Raw genomic sequence first — 24,063 nt, forward strand, 5'->3', positions numbered from 1 at the left:
TAAACTCAACGTCCTTCAAATGTGCCGGCGGTGGCATAGAGCCAGGAGAGGAACGACGAAACGTCCGGGACGCGATATTGCGCTGCGCTTTCGCCCGGACCGACCTTCGCGGTGATGCCCCCCAAAGCGTTCACAACGAGGATCGCGTCTTCGTCGGTTGCGTCGTCGCCCGCGAAGAACGGGACGCGCCCCTGAAACGGCGGTTGTTGCATCAACAGGGCGATGGCCGTGCCTTTCGTCGCGCGATGCAGCCGAAGCTCGACAACCATCTTGCCATGCGTGAGAACGAAGCCGGACAGGGGTGCCGCCAATTCCTTCACGAGAGCAAGGCAAAGCGTTTCAAGCTCGGGGCGCAAGCGATAATGGATCGCGAGCGCGCCGCGCTTTCTTTCGAGAAGGAGACCGGGATTTTGAGCGGCGAAGTTGGCAAGCACGCCCTCGATGCGCGCGCCCGCGGCATCGTCCGACGCCTCGGTGAGCCGGAAACCGCGCACATCCCTCAGTTCGTAACCATGGACGCCCGCGACCGGCAGTCTGAGCGGCGCGAGGAACCTGTCGATGGTGTCGATCTCTCGACCTGTCACGATGGCAAGTGCCCCGCCCGTGCCGGCGTGTAGCCTCGCGAGCGCAGCGGGCGTGCGCGGATCGACGGCGACCGCCGCAGGCGTGTCCGCGATCTCGGTCAGCGTGCCGTCGAAATCGAGAAAGAATGCGTATGCGCCGACGTTACTCAGGCTCGGCAGAAAATCCATGGGCAACGTCCGGGGGGCTCGACCGCTCGGGCTATCAACTGGGAACGAGCGGGCGGGAGTGTCGAGTGAAGGCACAGTCAATTTCTCGCGGGTAACAAAAACGAAAGCGGGCTCGGGAAACGGCCTGCCGTCGAGATATGCGGTAGCTGGAGATAAGCCGCAATAGAAGAATAAAGTGCTGATTTTATGGCATTATTTGTGAAGCCCAAGCTTCGAGCGAACAATGTGCCAAGCATCGCACACCGGCTTGAAGCCCAGTTTTGCATAACAGCGGTTGGATGCAGGATTGCTTTTGTGGACATAAAGGCATGCAAACGCGCGGCCTTCGGAAAAGAGCTGCTGCGCAACGACCGCGGTGATTGCGCCTGCATACCCGCGCCCGCGAAACCCCGGCAGCGTATAAACGGAATTGATCGCGCCCGCCGTGCGGTTGCGCCGTCCGATTGCGGCCATTGAGACAGGCACGCCGCCCGCGATCCACACCCAGTGACGGTGTTCGCCAAGAGCCGCGAGAAGCCGTTCATCCGATGGGCAGTCGTCACGCGGAACCGCCTCGCGAATGAAGCCCGCGATCCAATCCCGGAAAAGCGGCAGATCCGGCGTCGCCAACAATCGAGAGAATCCTTCGACGCTCGGCGCCGCTGGCTCTTGATCGAGCGAAAGGATCGCTTGCGGAATTTTCTCGTCAAACACGATCCCGTGCTCGCGGGCGCGTTCGGCGAACTGAAGCGCGGTGTCGCCGGTGCCGACGACGTCCGCAAAATCGAGACCTACGGCCAGATCGGCGAAGCGGCGGCATTCGTCCCGCGAAAGATTGCATAGAAGCAACGGAAAGCCCGGCGTCTGAAGCGCGCACGCGCCCGGATGTCCAAGCGTCCAGTATTTGATACCGCCCGCTTCGCCTTGGGTGCGCAGCCGCTCGATGATGCTCAGCGGCAGATTGTGCCGGACAGCGTCGGACTCAAGCGCAGCCTGATGGAAATCGGCAAAGTCAATCGGATTCATCGGCGCCCCCTTTGACATCGCGATGTCCATGCGCCGCCCCGAGCCGAACGGGTGCGCTCGCGCGAACCGCTTGTGAGCGCCGGTCCAAACGGTCCGCACCGCATGCCGCCAGAGACCTTAACACAACAATGGAGCCTACGCATGATTACGCGACTGCGTTACCCCAAGGGGTATCAGTTCTTCGACAAGAACGGCGATCCGCTTTCGCTGGGCAATCTGTACTACTATCAGGCCGGAACCACCACTCTGCAAGATACGTACTTGGACGATGAAGGCACCATTGCCAACACCAATCCGCTCGTTCTCGACGGTTCGGGCCGCCTCACGACTGACATCTATCTCGGCTCGATCGCGGACTACAAGGAAGTGCTGACGTCGTCGTCCGCCACGGTTTCGCCCTGGCCCGCCGACGACATTCCGCATGCTTCTGCTTCGGAAAGCGGCGGGGGCGGTACGCCGGGCGGCTCTTCCGGTCAGATCCAATACAATAGCGCGGATGCCTTCGCCGGCGTTACCAACTCGGCGTTCGACGGCACCACGCTCTCGCTCCCGTACCTGAAGAGCAATAACACGCCCACCATCACGGGCAGCGGTGCGAGCCGTGTCGGCCTCTACGCCGACCCGCTCTGGACTGTCGACGTCTCGACGCTCGACAACTACACATCGGCGTCCTACGACCTCGCCGTCCGCTGCGGCGGCAATGCGAGCAACACGGATGCCTCGGCCGCTACACGCAACGATGTGACGATGCATCTCGGCTTCAACGTCGCGCCGAACGGCTACAAGAAGAACACGTCTGACGCCTCTCTCATGCTGTCGTGGGAGTCCTGTTACTGGCAGGGTGGAACGGCGTCGGACTCGATCTTCGAGTTCCACCTTCAGGAATATACGATCCAGGGGACGAGCAAGCGCCCCCTGAGCTTCATGCTGCCGCGGAACGATACGTATACAGACACGCCGCCGTGGTGCGCGATCATGGTGGACCGGCTGTATCTGAACGACTGGAATGCGAACAGCCGGATCGTCTATAATCATGGAACCGGCTATACGAGCATTACGCATTTCTTCCAGACGAACTACTACTTCAACGTCAACAACGCGCCACAGCTCTGGCAGGCGAATTCCACGGCAACGCAGTTCCTCGGCCTGCCGTATATCGACTCCGGCAACTGCACCCGCGTGAATACCACGCCCCTCTATGTCAGCCCGAGCACGGTCGAATCGAACTATTCGAGCGCATTCCTGCTGGCACCGACCACCCTCTCCGGCAACCAGAAATGCATGCACATCACCTGGAACGGGTCGGTTTCCGGCAGTGTGTACGCCCAGTACGTCTCGGGCAATGCGACAGGCGTCGTTTATGACTACGTCTATAACTCTGGAACGGGGCCGGTGGTGTCGCAACTGGCCGCGCAGAACTCCAACGCGAACCTCCTCTTTTCGCGCCTCAGCACGAGCAGACACTGGAACATCGGTCTTCATGCCAGCGCATCCGACGCCTTCAAGATCGCGGGATCGGCGACACTCGGCACGAATGACTATCTGACCATCGACACGAGCGGCAACGTGGTTTTCGGCAATGCCGCGCTTGCGACGACTGCGACGGCGGGGTTCATTCACGTACCGTCGAGTGCGGGCGCGCCAACCGGAACGCCCACGAGCTACACCGGCCGGGTGCCGCTGGAAATCGATACGACGAACGGGCGCCTCTACGCCTATTACGGCGGCGCCTGGCATTATGTGAGCCTCACCTAGTGCAGTGAATTTTACATTTGATTCACAACCGCTGATGGCACCGTCATCAAATGTAAAATTCGAAACTGCACTAGAATCAACCGTTTGCTAGTGCTCTTGAGGCGCATGCGTTTGTTTGAGAGCGTGCGGCAATGTGTACCAAACGTATGCGCCAGAGCACTGGGGCAAAACGCGCGTTCAGCACCCTCCTGCACGCGGATCAACTTATCGATAACGATATTTCAACATCGCCGATCTCCGGCGGGGCTGGAGCGTCATTCCCTTTGCCTGGAAACGGCGCTCTGGCCTTTGTTTTATTTGCGCTTCTCGCGAACGGCGGCCAGCGCCCACCCAATGTCCTCGCATCCTCTCTTTCACGGGAACCACGATGAAAACCATCACCCTCACGCTCGACGAAAAAGAACTTCAGGCATTCCAGGGCCTGCTGGACGTGGCGTTGCGTCAGGCGGGGCTCAACGCCCTGCCGGCAGTTTCGCATTTCTCGATGCGTCTCGCGGACGCCCAGAACCAGGCGGAACCGGCCGGACTGACCGCAGCCTCGCCGGCGAAGTAGATCCGCGAACTGCCGACCGATCTCTTTGTCCTTTGGAAGCCGGTCACGACCGGCTTTCTTCATTTATGGGAGGTGCACCATGGCGGCTGGCAATTTCGAGCGCTGCCTTGCCATCACGCTCAAATGGGAGGGGGGCTACTCCAATCACCCGGACGATCCGGGCGGCCCAACCATGCGGGGCGTGATCCAGCGCGAATACGACGCCTGGCGAAAAAGGCAGGGCAAGCGGCCAAGGCCCGTTCGGCAGATCGAAGACGCCGAGCTTCGCGCGATCTATCGCGAGAATTACTGGGACACGATGAACTGCGACGCCCTCCCGGCCGGGCTAGACCTCTGCGTGTTCGACGCGGCCGTGAATTCAGGCCCGGGGCGCGCGCGTCAATGGCTTGAACAGGCGCACTACATCGAGGCCTATTGCGATGCGCGGCTCGCCTTCCTCCAGCGGCTCGGGCGGTTGTGGCGCGTTTTCGGAACCGGGTGGGCGCGCCGCGTCGCCGGGATCAGGATCGACGCGCGAACCATGGCGGGCCAGCCGGAAGCGCAATTGCCGTTCGACGAAACGCTCCATGCCGGGATGCGCGGTCGCGAGGTTCGCAGCCTTCAGGCTCGGCTTCGTGCCCTCGGTTATCCGGCCGGAGCGGTGGACGGGATCTTCGGCGAGCAGACCCATCGCGCGGTCATGCTGTTCCAGCACGATAACGCCCTCGACGGCGAGGCGGGCGTCTGGCAGCCGAACTACGCCAAGGCGCTCGCGGAAGCGACGCCGATGCTGCCGAGGCGACGCGAGGTCTCGCGCCGCGATCTCGAAGCGGCCGGCGACAAGCCGCTGCGCCAGATGAACGTGCTGCAACGCGTCTTTGCTTGGCTATTCGGCGCTGCGGCGGCAACCGAAACCTTCTCCAGCGACAGTGTTCTCGACAGCGTCGGTGGGGCTCGCGCTGCACTCGAACCGCTTCAGGACGTGATTGCGTGGGCCACCACCAACCGCTGGCTGCTTCTTTGCGCCGTTCTCGTGGCGGCTATCGCATTGATCCGGCTCATTCGAAGCGAGCACGTCAAGGCCTACCGCAACTTCGACTATCAGGGCACCTCCGCCCCAACCGCCTCAAACGATTGACGGGAGCAGACACATGAACGCGCTTCTTGCTTTCATTTCATCAGCCGTCGCGGGGAAGCTCGGCCTTTCTGTCGGCGCGCTTGCCTTTCTCGGGCCGCTGGCCCCGGCCGTCAGCGGCGTCGCGCAATTCGTCGGCGCGCTCGTGGCCGCCATCGGGGAAATCCTCGCGTCGCTCTCCAAAAGCCCCGAGGGCCGGGTGGTGCTGGCCATCCTCGCCGCGACGCTCGGGCTTCTTTATCTGCGCTACCACTATATCGAAGAGGGGCGAACCGTCGAGCGGGCCAGGATAGCGGCCTCCCAGAAACCATGTCCCGCGGTAAAGGCGGAGAGGCGCACGCGATGACCCTCCCCGATGACGGGCGGCTCTCGGCCATGTCGTCGGTTGCCACGGCTACCGTCAACGGTCATCACGGCGCCATACCGCTGAGCCGAATTTATCTGCCGTTCGCGATGGTGCTGACGTTCGGCGGCTTTCTGGTCGTCGCCGGATACACCGTCGGCGGCGTGATGTCCGGCATTGCGCGCGACAAGACGGAGACGGACACCCGCCTCAGCGCGATCGAAAAGGAAATGACCGCCATAAAGAATATTCTCATCGACCGCTCGCTTTGCGTGCGGCCCAAATAGCGAAACTTGCCGCGACGAAACGATGTCTTATAGCCGCACCGTTTCGTCGCTGGCCGAACTCGACTGCTTGGACGCGAAACCCTAGATGGACTCGCTCAGATCTTTGGCCGCGCGGAAAGCCACTTTCTTGCTGGCCTTGATTTCAATCGCCTCGCCCGTCGCCGGGTTGCGGCCCGTGCGGGCAGCGCGCTTGCGCACTTCGAGCGTGCCAAGTCCGGCGATACGGATGCGCGCGCCCTTCTTCAGATGCTTGCCGATGCTGGAAACAGCCTCCGACAGAACCTCGTTCGCCTGCTTCTGCGAAAGGCCGTGCGTCTCGGCAACTTCCGTGGCGAGCTGACGAAGCGTCACGATCTCTGCCTTTTCCGCTTTCGCGGGTGCTGCCGCCTTTGCCGCAGCCTTGGGTTTCGCCGCCTCAGATTTCGCAGCCTTGGCCGCAGGCGCCGCTTGCGTTTTCGACATCTCGAGTTCCTTCTTATACATGCCTTAGAAAGAGAAATCCGGGCGTCCGTTACCGATGGCTGATCAAACCAACCCATCCCTTGAGTGCAATCGATGTTGTACGTTCGATCCACCGGGTCAAGAGCACCGATTGCGATTTAGGCCAACAGAATCAGGTCTAAATGGCCGTTTGACGCTACGCAACCTTCGAGCCGTGTAGCGCCGCGCGTCAACAACCTTTTCGAGCGGGAAACGCGCCATATGCTGGTTGGACGGCAATTTTGTAACAAAGTGTGGTTTTTTGGCCCGAAAAATCCTTATTTTACGGGCTGTTTTCCGCAGCGCTGTTAACAAACCGTCTCGGCACCGACGGTGCTTGACACGAACGCCGGGTGCAACTAGAACATAAAGTGAACGTATTTTCTTATACCCATCCCGTGTGGAAAAGCGGATCGTGTGGGTACAGTTGTGTTTTGGGCGCTGACGCTTCATGTAAACTCCGCAGCGACTCAATGTTTGATGAAAGGAGCTCTCATGGCGGGCTCGGTGAATAAGGTCATTCTCATCGGCAATCTCGGGGCCGATCCCGAAGTGCGCCACACGCAGGATGGCCGTTCGATCTGCAATCTACGGCTTGCGACGACGGACTCGTGGCGCGACAAACAGTCGGGAGAACGCCGCGAAAAGACGGAGTGGCACAGCATCGTCATCTTCAACGAGCAACTCGGCAAGGTCGCACAGCAATACCTCCGCAAAGGCGCGAAGGTTTATATCGAAGGCCAGTTGCAGACGCGGAAATGGCAGGACAATGCGGGTAACGACCGCTACACGACCGAAGTCGTCCTGCAAAACTACAACGGCCAGCTCACCATGCTCGACGGACGCGCAGGCGGCGGGGCGGGCGGTTACGGCGAAGGCGGTAGCGGCTTCAATGAAGGCGGCGCCAGCAGTTTCGACCGGGGCGACAGTGGCCGTAGTGGCGGAAGCGGCTTCCGGAGTGGTGGCGGTTCGGCCGCGAAGCCGCGCGACGCGGGTCAGCCGAAGCCCTTCGACAAGGATCTCGACGACGAGATCCCCTTTTAACGTCTGCTGCGGGTGAATGCTTTCCGCGGCAGGATCATCGCCCGAAGCGGCAAAAACAAAACAGGCGTCTCCCAAGGGGTAGATGGACAGCGTCCTTGTGCTCGCGGAGGGCAGCCTGTAAATTCCGGCTAGGTTCGACGGCAGTTTCTGGCCGTCCTTTTCATTTCACGAGACCAAGGGTCAGGTTTTGGCAGATCCGTCAGACGGCAATAAGGGCGATCGCGGAGCGGGGGACATTCGTCCCATCCTCATCACCGACGAGATGAAGCGCTCCTATCTCGATTACGCGATGAGCGTGATCGTGTCTCGCGCGCTGCCCGACGTGCGCGACGGGCTGAAACCCGTCCATCGCCGCATCCTCTTCTCGATGAGCGAGAACGGCTACTCCTGGAACAAGCCCTACCGTAAATCCGCGCGCATCGTCGGCGATGTCATCGGTAAGTATCACCCTCACGGGGACCAGTCGGTTTACGACGCGCTCGTCCGCATGGTGCAGGACTTTTCCATGCGCGTGCCCCTGATCGATGGACAGGGCAATTTCGGCTCGGTCGATGGCGATCCACCGGCGGCCATGCGTTACACCGAGGTGCGCCTCCAGAAAATCTCCGACTCCCTGCTCAACGACCTTGAGAACGACACCGTCGATTTTCAGGACAACTACGACAATTCAGAGCGGGAGCCGACAGTCCTCCCCGCGCGCTTCCCGAACCTCCTCGTCAACGGCGCGGGCGGCATCGCCGTCGGCATGGCAACGAACATCCCGCCGCACAATCTCGGCGAGGTCATCGACGCCTGCCTCGCCTTTCTCGAAAATCCCGCGCTCAGCATCGAGCAGCTCATGGAGCACATCCCGGGGCCGGACTTCCCGACCGGCGGCGTGATCATGGGCCGCGCCGGCATCCGCGCCGCTTATCTCAAAGGTCGCGGCTCCGTCGTCGTGCGCGGCAAGGTGCATGTCGAGACGATCCGCAAGGATCGCGATGCGCTGATCGTTACCGAAATCCCCTATCAGGTGAACAAGGCGACGCTTCAGGAGCGCATCGCCGAACTCGTGCGCGAGAAGCGCGTCGAAGGCATCTCCGACGTGCGCGATGAGAGCGACCGCTCGGGTTATCGCGTCGTCATCGAGTTGAAGCGCGACGCCATGCCGGACGTGGTGCTGAATCAGCTTTACCGCTTCACGTCGCTGCAATCGGTGTTCGCCGCCAACATGGTGGCGCTCAACAGCGGCCGCCCGGAACAGCACACCCTCCTCGACTTCATCCAGGCTTTCACGCAATTCCGCGAAACCGTCATCACGCGGCGCACGAAATTCCTACTCGGTAAGGCGCGCGACCGTGCGCATGTGCTTGTCGGTCTCGCCACCGCCGTCGCCAATATCGATGAGGTTATCAAGCTCATCCGCTCCGCGCCGGACCCGGCGAGCGCGCGCGAGGCGCTCATGTCGCGCGACTGGCCAGCCGACGACATCGCGCCATTGCTGCTCCTCATCGAAGATCCGCGCTCGCGCATCCACGAGGGCAACGTCTATCGCCTGTCCATCGATCAGGCGAAGGCGATCCTCGAACTGCGCCTGCAGCGCCTGACCGCGCTCGGCCGCGACGAAATCGCCGATGAACTTAAGGCGCTTGCCGACAAGATCCGCGACTATCTCAATATTCTCTCTTCGCGCGCCCGCGTGATCTCCATCGTCCGCGACGAACTCACCGCGATAAAGGAAGAGTTCGCCACGCCGCGCCGCACCGAGATCCTCGACGTCGAGGGCGAGGTCGACGACGAAGACCTGATCCAGAAAGAGGATATGGTCGTTACCGTCAGCCATCGCGGCTACATCAAGCGCGTGCCGCTGTCGACCTATCGCGCGCAACGTCGCGGCGGCAAAGGCCGCTCCGGCATGACCACGCGCGACGAGGATTTCGTCACGCGCCTGTTCGTCGCGAATACGCACACGCCCGTGCTGTTCCTTTCTTCGCGCGGCATGGCCTACAAGATGAAGGTCTGGCGGCTGCCGCTGTCCGCCCCGCAGGCGCGCGGCAAGGCGCTCATCAACCTTCTGCCGCTTCAACAGGACGAGACGATCACCTCCATCCTGCCGCTGCCCGAGGAGCGCGATGAGTCCGGCGTCTTCATACTGTTCGCGACACGCTCGGGCAATGTGCGGCGCAACGAACTCGCCGACTTCGCCGAGGTCCGCCAGAACGGCAAGATCGCGATGAAGCTCGATCCGGGCGACGATATCGCCGGCGCGCAGCTCTGCCGCGAGACAGACGACATTCTCCTCACGACAGCCAACGGTCAGGCGATCCGCTTCCCGGTAACGGACGTGCGCATCTTCAAGGGCCGCGAGTCGACCGGTGTGCGCGGCGTCCGCCTTGAAGAGAACGACACCGTTATCTCTCTCGCCATCCTCCGGCATATGAACGCGACGCCCGCCGAGCGCGCCGCCTACCTCAAGCAGGCGAACGCCATGCGCCGAGCCGCCGCCGGTGAACGCGCCGCTACCGAGGGCGACATCGCCGAGCAGGAGGCCGCAGCGGCCTCCGAGGCGGTGGAAGCCCTCGACGACGGCGAGGCAATCGAAAGCACCGATATCGCCGATCTCACGCCCGCGCGTTATGGCGAAATGGGCGCGGCCGAGCAATATGTGCTGACCATGTCGGAACGCGGCTTCGGCAAGCGCACCTCGTCCTACGAGTACCGGACGTCGGGTCGCGGCGGCAAAGGCATCATCGCCATGGCCGTCAACGAGCGAAACGGCCGCCTCATCGCGTCCTTCCCCGTGGAAGACACGGACCAGATCATGCTCGTGACGAATGGCGGCAAGCTGATCCGCTGCCCCATCGAAGGCATCTCGATCACCGGCCGGTCCGCGCAGGGCGTCACGATCTTCCGCACCGATCAGGACGAACGCGTCGTCTCGGCCGAACTCATCAGCGATGACGGGACGGGCAACGGCAATGGCGACGGCCCGGATGCCGGCGGCGATGCCGAGGGCGAGGAACCAACCGAATGATCGCGAGGTAACGCCGCATGCGTTCCGGTTTCTACGCTGGCAGCTTTGATCCGCCGACACTCGGCCACAGGGACATCATGGCTCGCGGTCTGGCTCTGTTCGACCGGCTCGTTGTCGGCGTGGGGGTGCACCCGTCGAAAGCGCCGCTTTTCACGGCCGAAGAGCGCGCGGGGATGCTGCGCGACGAGCTTTCGAGCCTCGGCGCGGGCGAACGCGGCGCGGTGGTTTTCTTCGACCGCCTGACGGTTGACGCAGCGCGCGCGCACGGAGCGGCGTTCATGCTGCGCGGCGTGCGCGATGCTGCGGACCTCGGCTACGAGACGCAACTTTTCGGTATGAACCGGGCCATGGCGCCGGACATCGACACCGTGTTTCTTGCCGCCACACCCGGCTTGGCACATATAACCGCGACACTCGTCCGCCAGATTGCTCAGCTCGGCGGCGATGTTTCGCCATTCGTTTCTCCTGGCGTGCTCCAGCGCATCATTGCAAAGGTCGGCAGGTCAGCTAACGGCCCCAATGCCGCCCCTATGGCGCGCTAGTGGAGCGATTTTGACATTTGAGTTTCGTTTGCAGCTAGCTATAGCTCAGATGTTAAATACAAAGGCTCCTCAATGGTCCTCGGGATTCCAACATTGCTTGCGAGCGTACAGCAAACGAATGCAAGTGCCGGGATCAGACCATTAGGCGCTCGAAATCGCATACGAAATCGATAAGCAAAGGGTTTCCATGTTCCGTTCCCTGATGTTAGTAGCGCTGCTTGCCGTCGCCACTCTCGGCCTTGCCGCTCGATCCGCCAGCGCAGCGGGCCCCGAGAACACGCTCTACCTCGACCTGAAGGATGGCCGCGTGGTCATCGAGCTTCTCCCCAACGTCGCGCCAAAACATGTCGAGCGCGTCAAGAAGCTCGTTCGCGAGGGCTTCTACAACGGCCTGTCGTTCCATCGCGTCATCACGGGCTTCATGGCCCAGACGGGCGACCCGAAAGGCGACGGCACCGGTGGTTCGAAATATGCCGACCTTCCGGCGGAGTTCAATTCCACGCCATTCAAGCGCGGCACCATCGGCGCGGCGCGCACGGGCAACCCCAATTCGGCGAACAGCCAGTTTTTCATCTGTCTTGAGGACACTCCGCATCTCAACGGGCAATACACCGTCTGGGGCCGCGTGACGGAAGGCATCCAGTTCGTCGACCGGATCAAAAAGGGAGCAGGCGGCGACGGCCGCGTGTTCAATCCGGACAAGATCATCAAGATGCAGCTTGCGTCCGACGCCCGCTGATCACCACATTCCTGATGAGATAATATTGTTGCCGCACCTCAGGTTGGCGTAGATCCGGTCAAGGCGGCGCGAGGAAAGAGCTTGAACATGACATCTTCAGATAAAGAAAATCTGGTTCTGGAAACAACCAAGGGGCGCGTCGTAATTGAACTTCGCCCCGATCTTGCGCCGAGCCATGTCGCGCGCATCAAGGAGCTTGCCGACGAGAAGTTTTACGACGGCGTTGTTTTCCACCGCGTCATCGACGGCTTCATGGCGCAGACGGGTGATCCCACGGGAACCGGGCGCGGCGGTTCGGGCAAGAACCTCAAGGCCGAATTCAGCCGGGAAAGCCATCAACGTGGCGTCGTTTCCATGGCGCGCGCGAACCACCCCGATAGCGCCGACAGCCAGTTCTTCATCTGCTTCGACGATGCGTCGTTCCTCGACGGAAAATATACCGTTTGGGGCAAGGTGATCGAGGGCATGGATAACGTCGACAAAATCGAGCGCGGCGAGCCGGTGAAAAATCCCGACAAGATCGTAACTGCTCGCGTTGAAAAGGCCGCCTAGCCCGAGATTGCGAACGATTCTTCGAGACCGAGCGCCAGTGTCCGGCAGGACGCGGGCGCTCATCTTTTATTTTGGCACCTGCCCACCCCTGGGCTTGCCGTTTCTTCGGCGACGCATTGTGCACCTCAAGGACTTCGACTTCGAGCTTCCCAAATCGGCCATCGCGCTCCGCCCCGCGAGTCCGCGCGATGCCGCGCGGCTGCTACGCGTCGACCCCGCCGCGCCGGAACCGCTCTCCGAAGCCACGATCCGCGACCTTCCTGCCTTTTTCCGTCCCGGCGACATCATGGTGTTCAACGACACCCGCGTCCTGTCCGCCGAGCTGTCAGGCACCCGTCCGCCACGCGATGCGGACGCGCCCGCCGTGGACGTCTCCCTGAACCTGATCGAACGTGAAGCGTCCGGCTCGTGGAAAGCCTTTGCGCGGCCCGCGCGGCGGCTCCGGCCGGGCGACGCGATCCATTTCGAGACAGGCGGACAAGCGTCCCGGCTGATCGTTGTCGCCAAGTCGGACGAGGGCGAAATCACGTTGGCCGCGCCAGACGGCGACAGCGTCGAGGCCGTCATGCAGCGCCACGGCGCGATGCCGCTTCCGCCCTATATTGCGCGCCAGCGCCCCGCCGACGAACGCGACCGATCGGACTATCAAACCGTTTTCGCGCGGAACGAGGGGGCCGTCGCCGCGCCAACCGCCGGGCTTCACTTCACACCCGAGTTGCTCGCGCGGCTTGCCGAACGAGGCGTCGAGACCGCCTTCGTCACGCTCCACGTGGGCGCGGGCACCTTCCTGCCGGTGAAGTCGGAGACGGTCGAGGATCACGAAATCCACGCGGAGTGGTTCGAGATCGGCGACGAGACGGCGCGCGCAATCAACGCGGCCCGCGAGCGCGGCAGCCGCATCATTGCCGCCGGCACGACCTCGCTGCGCGTGCTTGAGACGGCCACGCGCGAAGACGGCTTTATCGAGCCCGCCAAAGGCTTTACAAGGATCTTCATCAAGCCCGGCCACCGTTTCAGAAGCGCGGACCTCCTCGTGACGAATTTCCATCTGCCGAAATCGACGCTGTTCATGCTCGTCTGTGCCTTCTCCGGCACCGACATCATGAAGCGCGCCTACGCCCACGCCGTCGACGCGGGCTTTCGCTTCTATTCCTACGGCGACGCGTGCCTGCTCTCGCGCGCGGACGCGCTGCCCTCGGCGGCCCGCCCATGACGCAGCCTTTTTCCTACAAGCTCCTCGCGCAGGACGGCGCGGCGCGTCTCGGCGAAATCGCAACGCCACGCGGCGTCATCCGCACGCCAGCCTTCATGCCGGTCGGCACCACCGCGTCGGTGAAGGCTGTTTTCCTGGATGATGTGAAGGCGGCGGGCTCGGACATCATCCTCGGCAACACCTATCATCTGATGCTGCGCCCCGGCGCGGAGCGCATCGCGAAGCTAGGCGGCCTTCACAGCTTCATGCGCTGGGATGGGCCGATCCTCACCGATTCCGGCGGCTTTCAGGTGATGTCGCTCGCGCAGCTTCGGAAGCTGACCGAGAAGGGCGTTACGTTCCGCTCGCATATCGACGGCGCGATGTATGAATTGACGCCCGAGCGCTCGATCGAGGTGCAGAACCTGCTCGGCTCCGACATCCAGATGCAGTTCGATGAATGCACGCCGTTTCCTGCGACCTTCGGGGAGGCGGAAAGCTCGATGCGGCTGTCGCTGCGCTGGGCGGAGCGCTCGCTGGCGGCGTTCGCGCAATATGGCCAGCCGGGCCGTGCGCTGTTCGGCATCGTCCAGGGCAGCACCTTCCCTGAGCTTCGGAAGGAGTCGGCGGCGAAGCTTACGTCAATGGATTTTCACGGCTATTCAGTCGGCGGGCTCGCGGTCGGCGAAGGCCAGCGCGCCATGTTCGATACGCTGGATTTCACCACGCCGCTGTTGCCCACGAACAAGCCGCGCTACCTCATGGGCGTCGGCACGCCGGCGGACATCGTGGGCGCTGTCGAGCGCGGTATCGACATGTTCGACTGCGTGATGCCGACGCGTTCCGGCCGCCACGGGCAGGCGTTCACATGGGCGGGCAAACTCAACATCAAGAACGCGGCGCATGTCGAGGATTTGCGCCCGCTCGACGAGACGAGCACCTGCCCCGCCTCGCGCGATTATTCCCGCGCCTACATTCACCACCTGTTCCGCTCCGGCGAGTATCTCGCGCCGATGATCCTGTCATGGGCGAACATCGGCTTCTATCAGGAGCTTATGGCCGCGATCCGCAAATCCATCGCGGAAGGTACGTTCGCCGATGTCGCCGCTCGCGTGCGCGCCGTTTACCCTTCGACGGTGGATGACGACGCGGGTGCGGACGCCGAAACCGCCCGCTCCCTGAAGAGCAAATAAATTCCCGACGCCACGATGATTGCCGCGCCGACGAGCGTCCAGATGTCGGGCACATCGCCGAAGACGAGGTAGCCAAGGCACGTCACGAGCAGCAGGTTGATGTAGGTGAACGGCGCGATCACGGGCGCGGGCGCGCGGTCGTGGGCGAGGATCAGGAACCAGTGCCCCATCCCGCCGAGAAGCCCCATGCTCAGCAAAATGCCCCAGGCGAGCGCGTCCGGCGGCATCTGCCAGTTCCAAAGCGCGACCGGCGCCATGATGACCGCTCCCGCTAGCGGCGTATAGACGAGCGTCGTCCGCGGCGCGTCGAAGCGGGCGAGATAGCGCGTCCACAAGCTGTAGAGCGAGTGGCAAAACACCGAGCCGAGCGCGAGCGTCACCGCCCAGTGGATGCCGCCGAAGCCTGGTTTCGTCACGAAGATGATGCCGGTGAAACCGACGCAGATCGCCGCGAGCCGATGCCAGCCCACCCATTCCCCAAGCAGCGGACCGGCAAGCGCAGCCACGAAGAACGGCGCGAGGAAGTAGATCGTCGATGTCTGATCGAGCTGGAGAAACTGAAGCGCCGCGAAATTGAACGCCGTCGTCGCGAGGAGCAACGCGCTCCGCAGAATCTGCTGGCCGGGCCTTTTCGACGGCGCGGCGCGCATCACTCCCCGAGGCCCGAGCATCACGACGATGAGCACCTCGTTCATCAGAAAGCGCACCCAGATAATCTCGACCACGGGAATGTGTTCGATGGTGCCGAGAAACTTCGCGCTCGTGTCGAGGAAGGCAAAGAAGCTCACCGCCGTCAGCATGAAGCCGATGCCGACGAGGCGGCGGTCGGTAGAAGGACGCTGGGCGGCGGAAGCCGGTGCCGTCGCGGCGGGCTTCGTGAGGAGATCGGTCATGAGAGGGTGAGCAAGGGCCGGGTTGGTTACGAGACGGAACGCTGCCGTTTCCCTGCAAGGCGACGGTGCGACATTTCAACATAGCATGGATGAGCGCAGAATGTGACCAGCCGATGATGGCGTCGCAAGCATGCCCGCATAGCGAATTTGCAACGCCGGACAAAACTTCGCCATTCCGGGGTTGGCACGAAGCTATTCACCTTCCTATATCGTCAGTATGAAAATCATTGTCTTTGGAGCGACGGGCGGCACGGGCCGCGCAACCGTCGAAAAACTTCTCGCCGACGGGCACCAGGTGACGGCACTCGTGCGCGATCCGTCGAAATTGCCATCCGACAACGCGCTCACCGTCGTCAAGGGCGACGCGCTGTCCGCTGAGGATGTCGCGCGTGTGCTTCCGGGCCACGACGTCTGCGTCATCAGCCTCGGAAATTCCCGCAGCACGCAGGGAAGAAAGCGCACGATCAATCCGCACATCTGCGAATATGGAACGCGCAACATCCTCGCGGCCGCCGACCCCGACTTGCGACTGATCGCGGTGACAGCCTTCGGCATCGGCGACACGCGGGACAAAAAGTCTTTCCTGTTTTCCATCGCAGCGGCGCTGTTCATGCGGGCAATCCTCGCCGACAAGGAAAAGCAGGAAGCCGCGATCAAGGCAGCGCCGAACGATTTCGTTCTGGTGCAGCCCGTGGGACTGACGAATGGCCCAGCGACCGGAGATTATCTCGCGAGCGCCGACCGAAAGGCGCGCAAGATGACCATCGCGCGCGCGGACGTCGCCGACTTCATCGCGAAGGAAATCGCCTCGCCCGAGTATCACCGGCAGACGGTGGCCCTGTCCGGCTAGGCGCGCGGCCTGGGTCGATCAAACGTCGAGGATCTTTCTGAACCGCCGAAAATCATGCGCATGCCATCGAAAGGCATCTCGCCGATCTGCTGCATGCGCGGATCGCCTTCGCATGGATCTCGACGCGCTATGCGCCCGTGACGTCAGCGAGGGCGGCACGGCAGGATATAAGTGAAGCCCTTGAAACGAGAATAGTCGGCGTCGTCGAAGAAGGGAGCGATCTCCACGCGCTTGTCGGCGCGTATCCCGCGATGTCGCCCGAGCATATATAGCGGATCGATCAACTCGGCCGTCTTGTTGAGGAAGTATTTCAAGCCGTTCGACTTCTCAACCCACTCTATTTCATCGGGATCGTCCACCTCGTATATCTCCCAATGGACTTCCGGCAGATAGATCCTGTTGCTTCCCGGTGTGGTCACGCGGCCGATCACCTGCCCGCGCTCGATCCTGTCTCCCTCCTGAAGCCGTTTGACTTCATTCCAGCGAAGATGGTCGAACTCGGAATAATAGTAGGGAGCGCCGCCGGACATGTTCAGATCCTCGCGGCTATGCAGAATGAGGAGCGACGCTTCCTGCCCCCAGCCGAAATTGGTCTTCCAGGCAGCCACGACCCGACCGGGTCCGGGAGCATGAATTGTATCGCCGAGCTTGCCGCCGTCGACGCCCGAATGCGCCTCGGAGCGGCGTGTCCCGTCGACATCGATCCAACTCGCGTAGAGCGAGGTAAGCTGCGAGCAAACGAAGCCGCCCGGATAGGCGGGCTTGAGCCCGGTCGGCTTTAGGCCGATCCCTTTGATAGCCGCCTCTTCTGTATCCGCTGTCGCTGCCATGATTGGCGTTATAACAAAGGCGAGCAAAAAAAGCGTTGCCTTGCAGATCGATAGCCGTTCTGGAGGCGTGCCCGGCAGGAAGATCATTTGCTTTCCCGATGTTCGGCATGTTTCGGTCAGTCCAAAATTGCTTGCACGCCCGGCGCAGAACGCCCCACCGCGAGGTCGCGGCACCCATGGCGACGATCCGGATAATGCCTCACGCCTCTTTCAAAACTGTCGCCCGTGGAGTAATTGCCGAACGCCCCCCATGCTGCGGTTCGAAGCCCCATATTGACAATTTTACAACTATGCCGGGCTATCATGAAGATAATAACTACCTTTGATTGTGGATCGCGGGCGAATCGCGGCTTTCTTTCCTTGCAAAGCAAACGTTGGGAACGGGGATATTTGCATGAAGAACTTTTCGCCGGCGGCTGTCTTTGCCCTGCCGCTTATACTCGCTCTCAACCCGGCGATGGCGCAGGGTACAGATGATGATGATGAGGCTCCGCCAATATCTGCTGCGCTGTGGCAAGGTACAGACATCGCCAACCGTTCGACAGCTGTCTGGGTAGGCGGCGCATACGCCGTCAACAACGATTTGACGACACACGGCTTCATGCTGCGCGCCGATGCTGAATACAATGAATACAGCTATTTCACCAACGACCTCGGGAAGGTCAACGGCAAGGAATGGCAAGGCGACGTGATGCTCGGCTATCAGTTGGTCTATACGACTTTCTCGGCCGGACTGTATCTCGGCGTCGATTTCCGTGACGATCACCTCAGTCCGCGCGATCTCTCGAACAGCGTGAGAGGCAACGAGGTCGGCTTCAAGATCGACGCCGATTTCGAGACGGAAACGGAACTTCCGTACTATTTCGGCGCGGACGGTTACTACTCAACCGCCTTCTATAGCTACCTCGCGCGCGGTCGCGTCGGCGTCAAGGTGATTGAGGAGCTGGATGTCAACTTCAAGCAGATCTTCGTCGGCGCCGAAGGGTACGCGCTCGGCAACGAGGAAAGCGACGCGCAGCGCGCGGGCGGCTTCCTGAAGTTCGAGCTTTCCAATCTCCTGGTTCGAACGGCGTCCGTCACGCTGTCCGGCGGCTACCAGTTCGTGGATGGCAACGACAACGGGGCGGGAACCACGTCCACCTCAACGGCTGGTGGCGAAGGCGGCTACGGAATGATCGAATTCAAATATCTCTTCCGTCCGTAAGCGGCAGGGAGCGTCGCTTCAACCGGAATCCGGCGCGAAACGACGTCCTCGGACGTACGGAAAGCAAAGCATCCAGATTGCGGGCGACAATTTCATCTGTAGGCGGATGAAAGGTGCGTCCCCGTAAACAGAAGGCCAGGATCATGCGCTTATCCCTCAAAGCACTCTTTTTATCTTCATTTCTCGTCGCGCCGAGTAGCGCATTGCTGGCCCAGACAGCCGATTACGATCTATGCCGCGACGACGACTCCGTGACAGGGATCAGGATTGCCGCCTGCTCCCGGATCATTGACGACGTCAAGGTGCCGCAGGATTTTCGCGCCGATGCGTATCTCAATCGCGGCGAAGCCTTGGCCGATAAGGGCGATTTCGACGCCGCCATCGCTGACGAAACTCTCGCGCTGAAGATCAAGCCCAACTTCGCCGAGGCGCATAATCTACGCGCCTGGATCTACTTCAAGGCCGGCAAGTCACGCGAAGGGCTGCCGGACGCGGAGCGCGCCGTCACGTTGGCACCGTTGGACGCCCATGCGCTCGACACGCGCGCCCATATCTATGAGGCGCTCGGCCGAAAGGAAGAGGCGCTGGCCGATTATCGCAGGGCGCTGTCGATCGATGCGGACTTGACCGAAAGCAAGGACGGCGTAGCGCGCTTGCTGGCGGCTCGCCCCGCACTTTGACAACGATGGACGGCTTTTTGCAGTCGTCCGAACCGATGGCCGCCTCTCACGATCTGGCCGGGATAAGCGCGCCGCTTGGCGCGTTTTTTATCTCACTTCAGTCAGGACGGATCGTTTCAGAGCAACCGGTTGAAGCGGCATGCTGCTTCCAGCGCGTCATTTGCCTTCTCATTCCGCAGGCCGCGCGCCACCGTCTGGCGTCCCTCTCATCCTGCATTGACGAGGAAGACCTGCGCGAAATCGGCCGTTACAGGAAGCGCGAGCGGCAACTCGGCATGGCGGCCGCGCGCGTCGCGCTTCGCGCCTCTCTCTGCGACCTGACGGGGCACCGCTTTCCGGGCGATATCGCGCTCGGAAAGACCGAGACCGGAAAACCCTTGGTCGCGCGTCCCGCAGGCTTTCATCCAAGCATCTCTCACACTGAACGCCTCGATGCGGTTGCGGTTGCCGAGGAGATCGATCTGGGGCTCGACGTTGAATCCACAGACATTGCATCTGCCAAGCCCATGCTCGCGGCCCTTCTTTCGCAAAGCGAAATCCTCACACTTGAAAGAGTCGACGCCGACTTGAGTCATGATCGCTTTCTCAAACTCTGGACGGTGAAGGAGGCGCTTGCCAAGCTCACGGGCGAAGGGCTGAGCGAAGCCGTTTCCGGCTGCGAAGTGCCGCGCCACGACGGGGCTTTTCTTCATGCCGACGCTGACGGCCGTCGATGCGTCGTCTTCTCCGCGCGGATCGCCGATCTGACAGGCGGGCAGGAGCGTGGCCGTCTGGCGCTTGCCATCGACGCGCGTTGCCGGGCCGGAGAGGACATCGTCCGGCTTGAATTTCGCCTCGTGCACGGCACCGGCGGGCGAACCGCAGATCACCCGAAACTTGCGCATTCCGGCTGCGACTGAGATAAGGAAAAGCCCGCCGTTTGAAGGCGGGCTCCGATGCCCCGACGCGGTAAGCCGTCAAGCGGCGTTCGCATGCTCCAGGCTACGCTCGGCCGACACGCCACCGCCTTTCGCCTCAAGAACCGGCAGGCGTTGCAGTGCGTCTGCCCGAGGAACGGGTGAGGCCGGAATGCCAACCGAATACGATCCCGGCGTGAGCGTTTCGCCCTTCATCAGCACCGACAGCGGCCCAAGCACCGCGCCCCGTTCCATGGACGTGCTGTAGAGCACAACGGCCATGTTCCCGACTGTGCACCCCTCGCCGATCACGAGTTTGTCAGCCTTCATCACGCGATCTTCGAAAAGATGCGTCTGAACGGTCGCGCCCAGATTGAGGGCAGCATGGTCGCGGATTTCCACGAGGTCGAATTCCGAGAACAGTGTCGTGTCCACGAACACCCATCGGCCGACTTTGCAGCCGAACAGCCCCAGGCACGGCCCGGCATACGGCGTCCCGAGAACCGGCTCCATGATGTTGGCCGCAAGCGTCTCGAATACGCCGTTAATCACCTCCGTGAACCACACATAGCTCGACCACAGCGGCTTGATCACGGGATGGAACGTCCCCCGCAGCGCCACCTTCACCGCGGCGGCTGCAAACAGCAGCCCCAGCGCCGACGCGAAGGACAGCAGCGGACTGAACAGGACCGTTTCTTCGGGGGAATGCGAGTTGCGGATGGCAATCAGCGCATAGCAGAATGCGACGAGGGCCGCGCCGGAGAGCCATCCCGGCAGGCAGATGCGGAGGAGGTCGACGCAGGCGCGCGCGAACACCATCGAACGCGACGGCTTGTAGGTCTTCGAATCCGCGAAAGAGCAGCTTGGTTGGACCACCGGCGGGGGCAATTCGAAGCCCGGCGAGCCGAGCCAGCGGCTGTTGGCCTCCAACGGCTCTTTCGTCTGGGGCGGTGTCGACAGGACGCCGACGAGGCTATCGTCGCCGATCGTTGTGCCGCCGGGGACGAAGGCGCTGTTGCCGACGAAGGTCCGCGCGCCGATGTTCACCGCCTCGATCGAAAGCGCACCGCGATGGATGCGGGCGCCTCCGACGATGCAGGCATCCGCCAGAAAGCTTCCGCCCTTCACGGTAAGGAGGTCCGGCGTAAACTGCATTACCGTCGATACCTCGACGCCCTTGCCGATCTTCGCGCCCAGCAGCCGCAGGACGGTCGGAAAGAACAGCGTTGAATAGAGCGGCTGAAGGATTTCGCGCGTGTTGTTCAGGAGATAGCTCAGGAACCAGTGCCGCAGATAGGTCAGGCTGCGCACCGAATATGTTCCGGGCCGTATCCTCCCCAGCACGACACGCTTCATCAGCACGGCGCAGGCGATGTACCACGCGACCGCTAGCGGCACCGCCACGAGAAGCGCGGCAGCGCCAACATACACCCCGTAGTTGATGAGGACGAGGGCCACGAGAGCGATCGGCGGGAGCAGCGCGACGATCAGGAAATAGCCCATGACATAGACGAGGGCGAGATGGATCAGTCCCCACACCGCCTCGCCGCCACGACGCGCCGTATTGGCTGGCGGCAGGTCGAAATCGGCCAGAGCCGCAGGCACGCCGCGCCACTTCACGTCGGACTGAAGGCGCGCGCCATCGATGAGGAGGGACATGTCGTCGAGCGCGGAACCCGCCGCCATCTCGACATTGAGACCAAGCGCGCAGTGCTGACCGATGAAGCAGTTTTCGCCGATGGTGACGGGCGCGATGACGAGCATTCCGTCTTCAACACGGCAACCAAGGAACTGCGTTTCCGCGCCAATGCAAGCGCCGTCGCCGATGGAGATGAGATCGAAGGCCGAGCAATGCGCCGTCCCGATGACGCAGTTCTTGCCGACGCGCGCCCCCATCGCGCGAAAATAGAGGCTCATCAGCGGCGAGCCAACGAACATGGACGACCAACTCAGGCTCTGGAACTTGCCTACGAACCACCAGCGAAAATAATACAGGCCCCAAAGCGGGTAGCGGCCGGGCTTGTATCGGCCAATCACGAGCCATTTCAAAATGATGCTCAGGGAGAGCATGGACGGCCAGATCAGGAACCCGGCCGCGGTCAGGATCAGCGCCGCATCCTCGGCTGTGGTCGCGCCTTCATAGGCCGATTTGAGAACGAGCACGGTCAGCGTCACAGGCGCGCTCAGGACGAGGTAGTAAAGCGCGATCGAAAGCGTTTGCAGCCCCACGCAGAGCCAACGCTCCCAGGGCGGAACGAGTTTGAACGCGCGCAGGCTCGGCAATTCCTCTTGCGGACCTTCCCGGGATCGTTCATCGGGCGCAGGTTGCGCGTGGCCGCCGAGCGCCGCCGCGAGGGCGCGGATCGTGCGGTGTTGGTAGAGGTGGCGCACCGACACCGAGGGCAGTCCGAGGCGCTCGCGCATTTCGGTGGCGACGCGCGCCGCCAGCAGGGAATGGCCGCCGAGATCGAGAAAGAAGTCATCTTCGACCGACACCGACGTGACCCCGAGGCACGCCCCCCAGACCTCGGCGATCCCGCGCTCGAAGTCGGTTTCCGGCGCCACGATCTGCTGCTCGCCCTTCAGCAACGTCTGCGGCAGCGGAAGCTGCCTGCGGTCCACCTTGCCGCTCGTCATCAAGGGCAGTGCGTCGATCACGTCGAGATACTTCGGAACCATGTATTCCGGCACGCGGCGGCGCAGCAGGTCCGCAAGCTCGACACGGATTTCGCTGGTGATTTCCGCATTCGGCACAATGAATGCGCCGAGCTCCTTGGAGCCGTTCACGTCGAAAACATTCACCGACGAGGCCGCGACCTGCGGATGGTCGAGAAGAACGGCTTCGATCTCCGGCAACTCGATCCTGAAGCCGCGAAGCTTGATCTGCCCGTCGATGCGTCCAAGGAAGTAGAGTTCTCCATCATACCCGAGCCGCACCAGATCGGACGTGCGGTAGAGCCGCCCGCGCGTGCCGGAGAGGCGATCGGGCAGGAAGCGCTCGGCTGTCTGGCTCGCGCGGTTGATGTAACCGGGCGATACGGCCGCGCCGCCGATGTATAGCTCGCCCTCCTCGCCGGGGCGCACCGGGTTGCCTCGTTCGTCGAGGACGTGGATCGCGTAGCCGGGAATGGCGGTGCCGATGCTGACGGGTTGTCCCGCTACACATTCCGCGAGCGTTGCCACCACCGTCGCCTCGGTCGGGCCGTAGGTATTCAGCATGCGACGGCCGGGCTTAGCCCAGCGGTTGACGAGATCGGGCGGGCAAGCTTCGCCGCCGAGCACGAGAAGCCGCACGTTCGGCAGATCGCGGGGGATCATCGCGAGAAACGACGGCACGGTCGAGAAGTAGGAGACGCCCTCCTGCTCGATGAAGTCGGCCGCATCGGACGGGGAGCGGCCGATGTCCTCCGTCGGGATGACGAGCGTCGCACCGGTTGAAAAGGCCGCCCAGATTTCTTCGACCGAAGCATCGAATGCCACCGAAAATCCCTGATAGATCCGGTCGCTTTTCTTGATGCCGTAGCTGGCTTTCATCGCCTTGACGAAGGCCAGCGCATTCTTGTGCGTGATCTTCACGCCCTTCGGCCGCCCGGTCGAGCCCGAGGTGTAAATGGCGTAGGCCGCGCTTGTCGGCCGCACCGGAACTGGCGCAAGGCGAGCGGCCCGGATGCGCCGACGCGCCGCGCGTTCTTCATCTGCGTCGAGGAGCAGCCACTCGACGCTGTCGATGCTGTCCGCGATCTCGCGCCCCAAGGTGCCTTCGGACAGCACCAGCGACACGCGCGCGTCCTCGCAGATATCGACAATCCTTTCGGCGGGAAACTTCGGGTCCAGCGGCACGTAACCCGCCCCCGCTTTCAACACGCCGAGGATCGCGGCGAAAAGATTCACCGACTTCCGGAAGTATATCCCGACGAGGCTCCCCGGCTTCACGCCCTTGTCGATGCAGCGGCGGGCAATCTTGGACGAGAGTCTGTCAAGCTGTGAATATGTGAGCGAAACGCTGTCGCATTTTACGGCAACGCTGTGTGGCCATCTCTTCGCCTGCTGTTCGAATACGTGATGCAAGAGCATCGGTCTGCGCATTCGATCGTAAAGCAAATGTCTTCTCGCCATCGTTCGGCTCCCGCGTACGCGCAACGCTGC

22 protein-coding genes are annotated in these 24,063 nt (G+C 62.2%); 16 read left to right on the top strand and 6 right to left on the bottom strand.

All coding sequences use genetic code 11. The features are described 5' to 3' along the window. Nucleotides 1-5: 5 nt before the first annotated feature. Complete coding sequence (gene otsB, locus T281_RS02495; RefSeq protein WP_037233617.1) at nt 6-752, bottom strand: trehalose-phosphatase; 747 nt, start codon at nt 750-752, stop codon at nt 6-8. Nucleotides 753-944: 192 nt separating this feature from the next. Then, on the bottom strand, nt 945-1,757 hold the full coding sequence (locus tag T281_RS17340; protein WP_162173094.1) for a GNAT family N-acetyltransferase: 813 nt from the start codon (nt 1,755-1,757) through the stop codon (nt 945-947). 141 nt (nt 1,758-1,898) lie between these two features. Between T281_RS17340 and T281_RS02505 the strand changes: the two genes are divergently transcribed. From T281_RS02505 to T281_RS02525, 5 genes are all read left to right on the top strand, one after another. Continuing rightward, nucleotides 1,899-3,512 carry a hypothetical protein gene (locus tag T281_RS02505; RefSeq protein WP_037233619.1) on the top strand — a complete coding sequence of 538 codons (1,614 nt, stop codon included), beginning with the start codon at nt 1,899-1,901 and terminating at the stop codon, nt 3,510-3,512. Between the two features lie 367 nt (nt 3,513-3,879). Then, a complete protein-coding gene (locus T281_RS02510; protein WP_037233622.1) occupies nt 3,880-4,065 on the top strand; it encodes a hypothetical protein in 186 nt (61 codons plus the stop codon). Between the two features lie 79 nt (nt 4,066-4,144). Beyond that, nucleotides 4,145-5,182 (top strand): glycosyl hydrolase 108 family protein, encoded by a 1,038-nt coding sequence (locus T281_RS17345; RefSeq protein WP_052036940.1) that lies wholly within the window; start codon nt 4,145-4,147, stop codon nt 5,180-5,182. Nucleotides 5,183-5,195: 13 nt separating this feature from the next. Continuing rightward, a complete protein-coding gene (locus tag T281_RS02520; protein ID WP_037233624.1) occupies nt 5,196-5,525 on the top strand; it encodes a hypothetical protein in 330 nt (109 codons plus the stop codon). Beyond that, nucleotides 5,522-5,809 carry a hypothetical protein gene (locus tag T281_RS02525; RefSeq protein ID WP_037233626.1) on the top strand — a complete coding sequence of 96 codons (288 nt, stop codon included), beginning with the start codon at nt 5,522-5,524 and terminating at the stop codon, nt 5,807-5,809. Before T281_RS02520 ends, T281_RS02525 begins: the two co-directional genes overlap by 4 nt. 81 nt (nt 5,810-5,890) lie before the next feature. Here the strand turns inward: T281_RS02525 and T281_RS02530 are convergent, their stop codons facing one another. Further along, nucleotides 5,891-6,271: an HU family DNA-binding protein gene (locus T281_RS02530; RefSeq protein WP_037233695.1), complete on the bottom strand. Its 381-nt coding sequence runs from the start codon at nt 6,269-6,271 to the stop codon at nt 5,891-5,893. Between the two features lie 513 nt (nt 6,272-6,784). Between T281_RS02530 and ssb the strand changes: the two genes are divergently transcribed. The 7 genes from ssb to tgt all read left to right on the top strand — a co-directional run bounded on the left by ssb (nt 6,785) and on the right by tgt (nt 14,564). Then, nucleotides 6,785-7,333, top strand: coding sequence for a single-stranded DNA-binding protein (ssb, locus tag T281_RS02535; RefSeq protein WP_013420884.1), 549 nt, complete (start codon nt 6,785-6,787; stop codon nt 7,331-7,333). 187 nt (nt 7,334-7,520) lie between these two features. After that, nucleotides 7,521-10,346, top strand: coding sequence for a DNA gyrase subunit A (gene gyrA / locus T281_RS02540; protein ID WP_037233630.1), 2,826 nt, complete (start codon nt 7,521-7,523; stop codon nt 10,344-10,346). 17 nt (nt 10,347-10,363) lie between these two features. Then, nucleotides 10,364-10,888: a pantetheine-phosphate adenylyltransferase gene (gene coaD, locus T281_RS02545; protein ID WP_037233633.1), complete on the top strand. Its 525-nt coding sequence runs from the start codon at nt 10,364-10,366 to the stop codon at nt 10,886-10,888. Between the two features lie 187 nt (nt 10,889-11,075). After that, nucleotides 11,076-11,627 (top strand): peptidylprolyl isomerase, encoded by a 552-nt coding sequence (locus T281_RS02550; protein ID WP_037233635.1) that lies wholly within the window; start codon nt 11,076-11,078, stop codon nt 11,625-11,627. A gap of 87 nt (nt 11,628-11,714) precedes the next feature. Continuing rightward, the gene (locus T281_RS02555; RefSeq protein WP_037233637.1) at nt 11,715-12,179 is read left to right on the top strand and encodes a peptidylprolyl isomerase; all 465 of its coding nucleotides are present in this window, start codon (nt 11,715-11,717) and stop codon (nt 12,177-12,179) included. 118 nt (nt 12,180-12,297) lie between these two features. Then, a complete protein-coding gene (queA, locus tag T281_RS02560) occupies nt 12,298-13,392 on the top strand; it encodes a tRNA preQ1(34) S-adenosylmethionine ribosyltransferase-isomerase QueA (protein WP_037233699.1) in 1,095 nt (364 codons plus the stop codon). After that, nucleotides 13,389-14,564, top strand: coding sequence for a tRNA guanosine(34) transglycosylase Tgt (tgt, locus tag T281_RS02565; RefSeq protein ID WP_037233702.1), 1,176 nt, complete (start codon nt 13,389-13,391; stop codon nt 14,562-14,564). The genes queA and tgt overlap by 4 nt, the downstream gene beginning before the upstream one ends. On the opposite strand, the gene T281_RS02570 is transcribed toward tgt, so the two are convergent. Continuing rightward, a complete protein-coding gene (locus tag T281_RS02570; RefSeq protein WP_037233640.1) occupies nt 14,495-15,457 on the bottom strand; it encodes a DMT family transporter in 963 nt (320 codons plus the stop codon). The two genes, tgt and T281_RS02570, sit on opposite strands and share 70 nt — an antisense overlap. Before the next feature lie 217 nt (nt 15,458-15,674). Here T281_RS02570 and T281_RS02575 point away from each other — a divergent pair, with 217 nt between their 5' ends. Continuing rightward, nucleotides 15,675-16,307: an NAD(P)-dependent oxidoreductase gene (locus T281_RS02575; protein ID WP_037233644.1), complete on the top strand. Its 633-nt coding sequence runs from the start codon at nt 15,675-15,677 to the stop codon at nt 16,305-16,307. A gap of 143 nt (nt 16,308-16,450) precedes the next feature. Here the strand turns inward: T281_RS02575 and T281_RS02580 are convergent, their stop codons facing one another. Next, nucleotides 16,451-17,137, bottom strand: a complete 687-nt coding sequence (locus T281_RS02580) for a M23 family metallopeptidase (RefSeq protein ID WP_162173095.1) — start codon at nt 17,135-17,137, stop codon at nt 16,451-16,453. Nucleotides 17,138-17,465: 328 nt separating this feature from the next. Here T281_RS02580 and bcsS point away from each other — a divergent pair, with 328 nt between their 5' ends. From bcsS to T281_RS02595, 3 genes are all read left to right on the top strand, one after another. Further along, nucleotides 17,466-18,341 (top strand): cellulose biosynthesis protein BcsS, encoded by an 876-nt coding sequence (gene bcsS / locus T281_RS02585; RefSeq protein ID WP_245269135.1) that lies wholly within the window; start codon nt 17,466-17,468, stop codon nt 18,339-18,341. A 203-nt stretch (nt 18,342-18,544) separates the two neighbouring features. After that, nucleotides 18,545-19,021, top strand: a complete 477-nt coding sequence (locus tag T281_RS02590) for a tetratricopeptide repeat protein (RefSeq protein WP_037233649.1) — start codon at nt 18,545-18,547, stop codon at nt 19,019-19,021. 17 nt (nt 19,022-19,038) lie between these two features. Beyond that, nucleotides 19,039-19,920: a 4'-phosphopantetheinyl transferase family protein gene (locus T281_RS02595; protein WP_199502393.1), complete on the top strand. Its 882-nt coding sequence runs from the start codon at nt 19,039-19,041 to the stop codon at nt 19,918-19,920. A gap of 57 nt (nt 19,921-19,977) precedes the next feature. Here the strand turns inward: T281_RS02595 and T281_RS02600 are convergent, their stop codons facing one another. Then, entirely contained in the window at nt 19,978-24,033 is a 4,056-nt protein-coding gene (locus T281_RS02600) for a Pls/PosA family non-ribosomal peptide synthetase (protein ID WP_037233653.1), read from the bottom strand. Between the last annotated feature and the right edge of the window lie 30 nt (nt 24,034-24,063).

The sequence above is a fragment of the Rhodomicrobium udaipurense JA643 genome (assembly GCF_000636015.1).
Lineage (GTDB): Bacteria > Pseudomonadota > Alphaproteobacteria > Rhizobiales > Rhodomicrobiaceae > Rhodomicrobium > Rhodomicrobium udaipurense.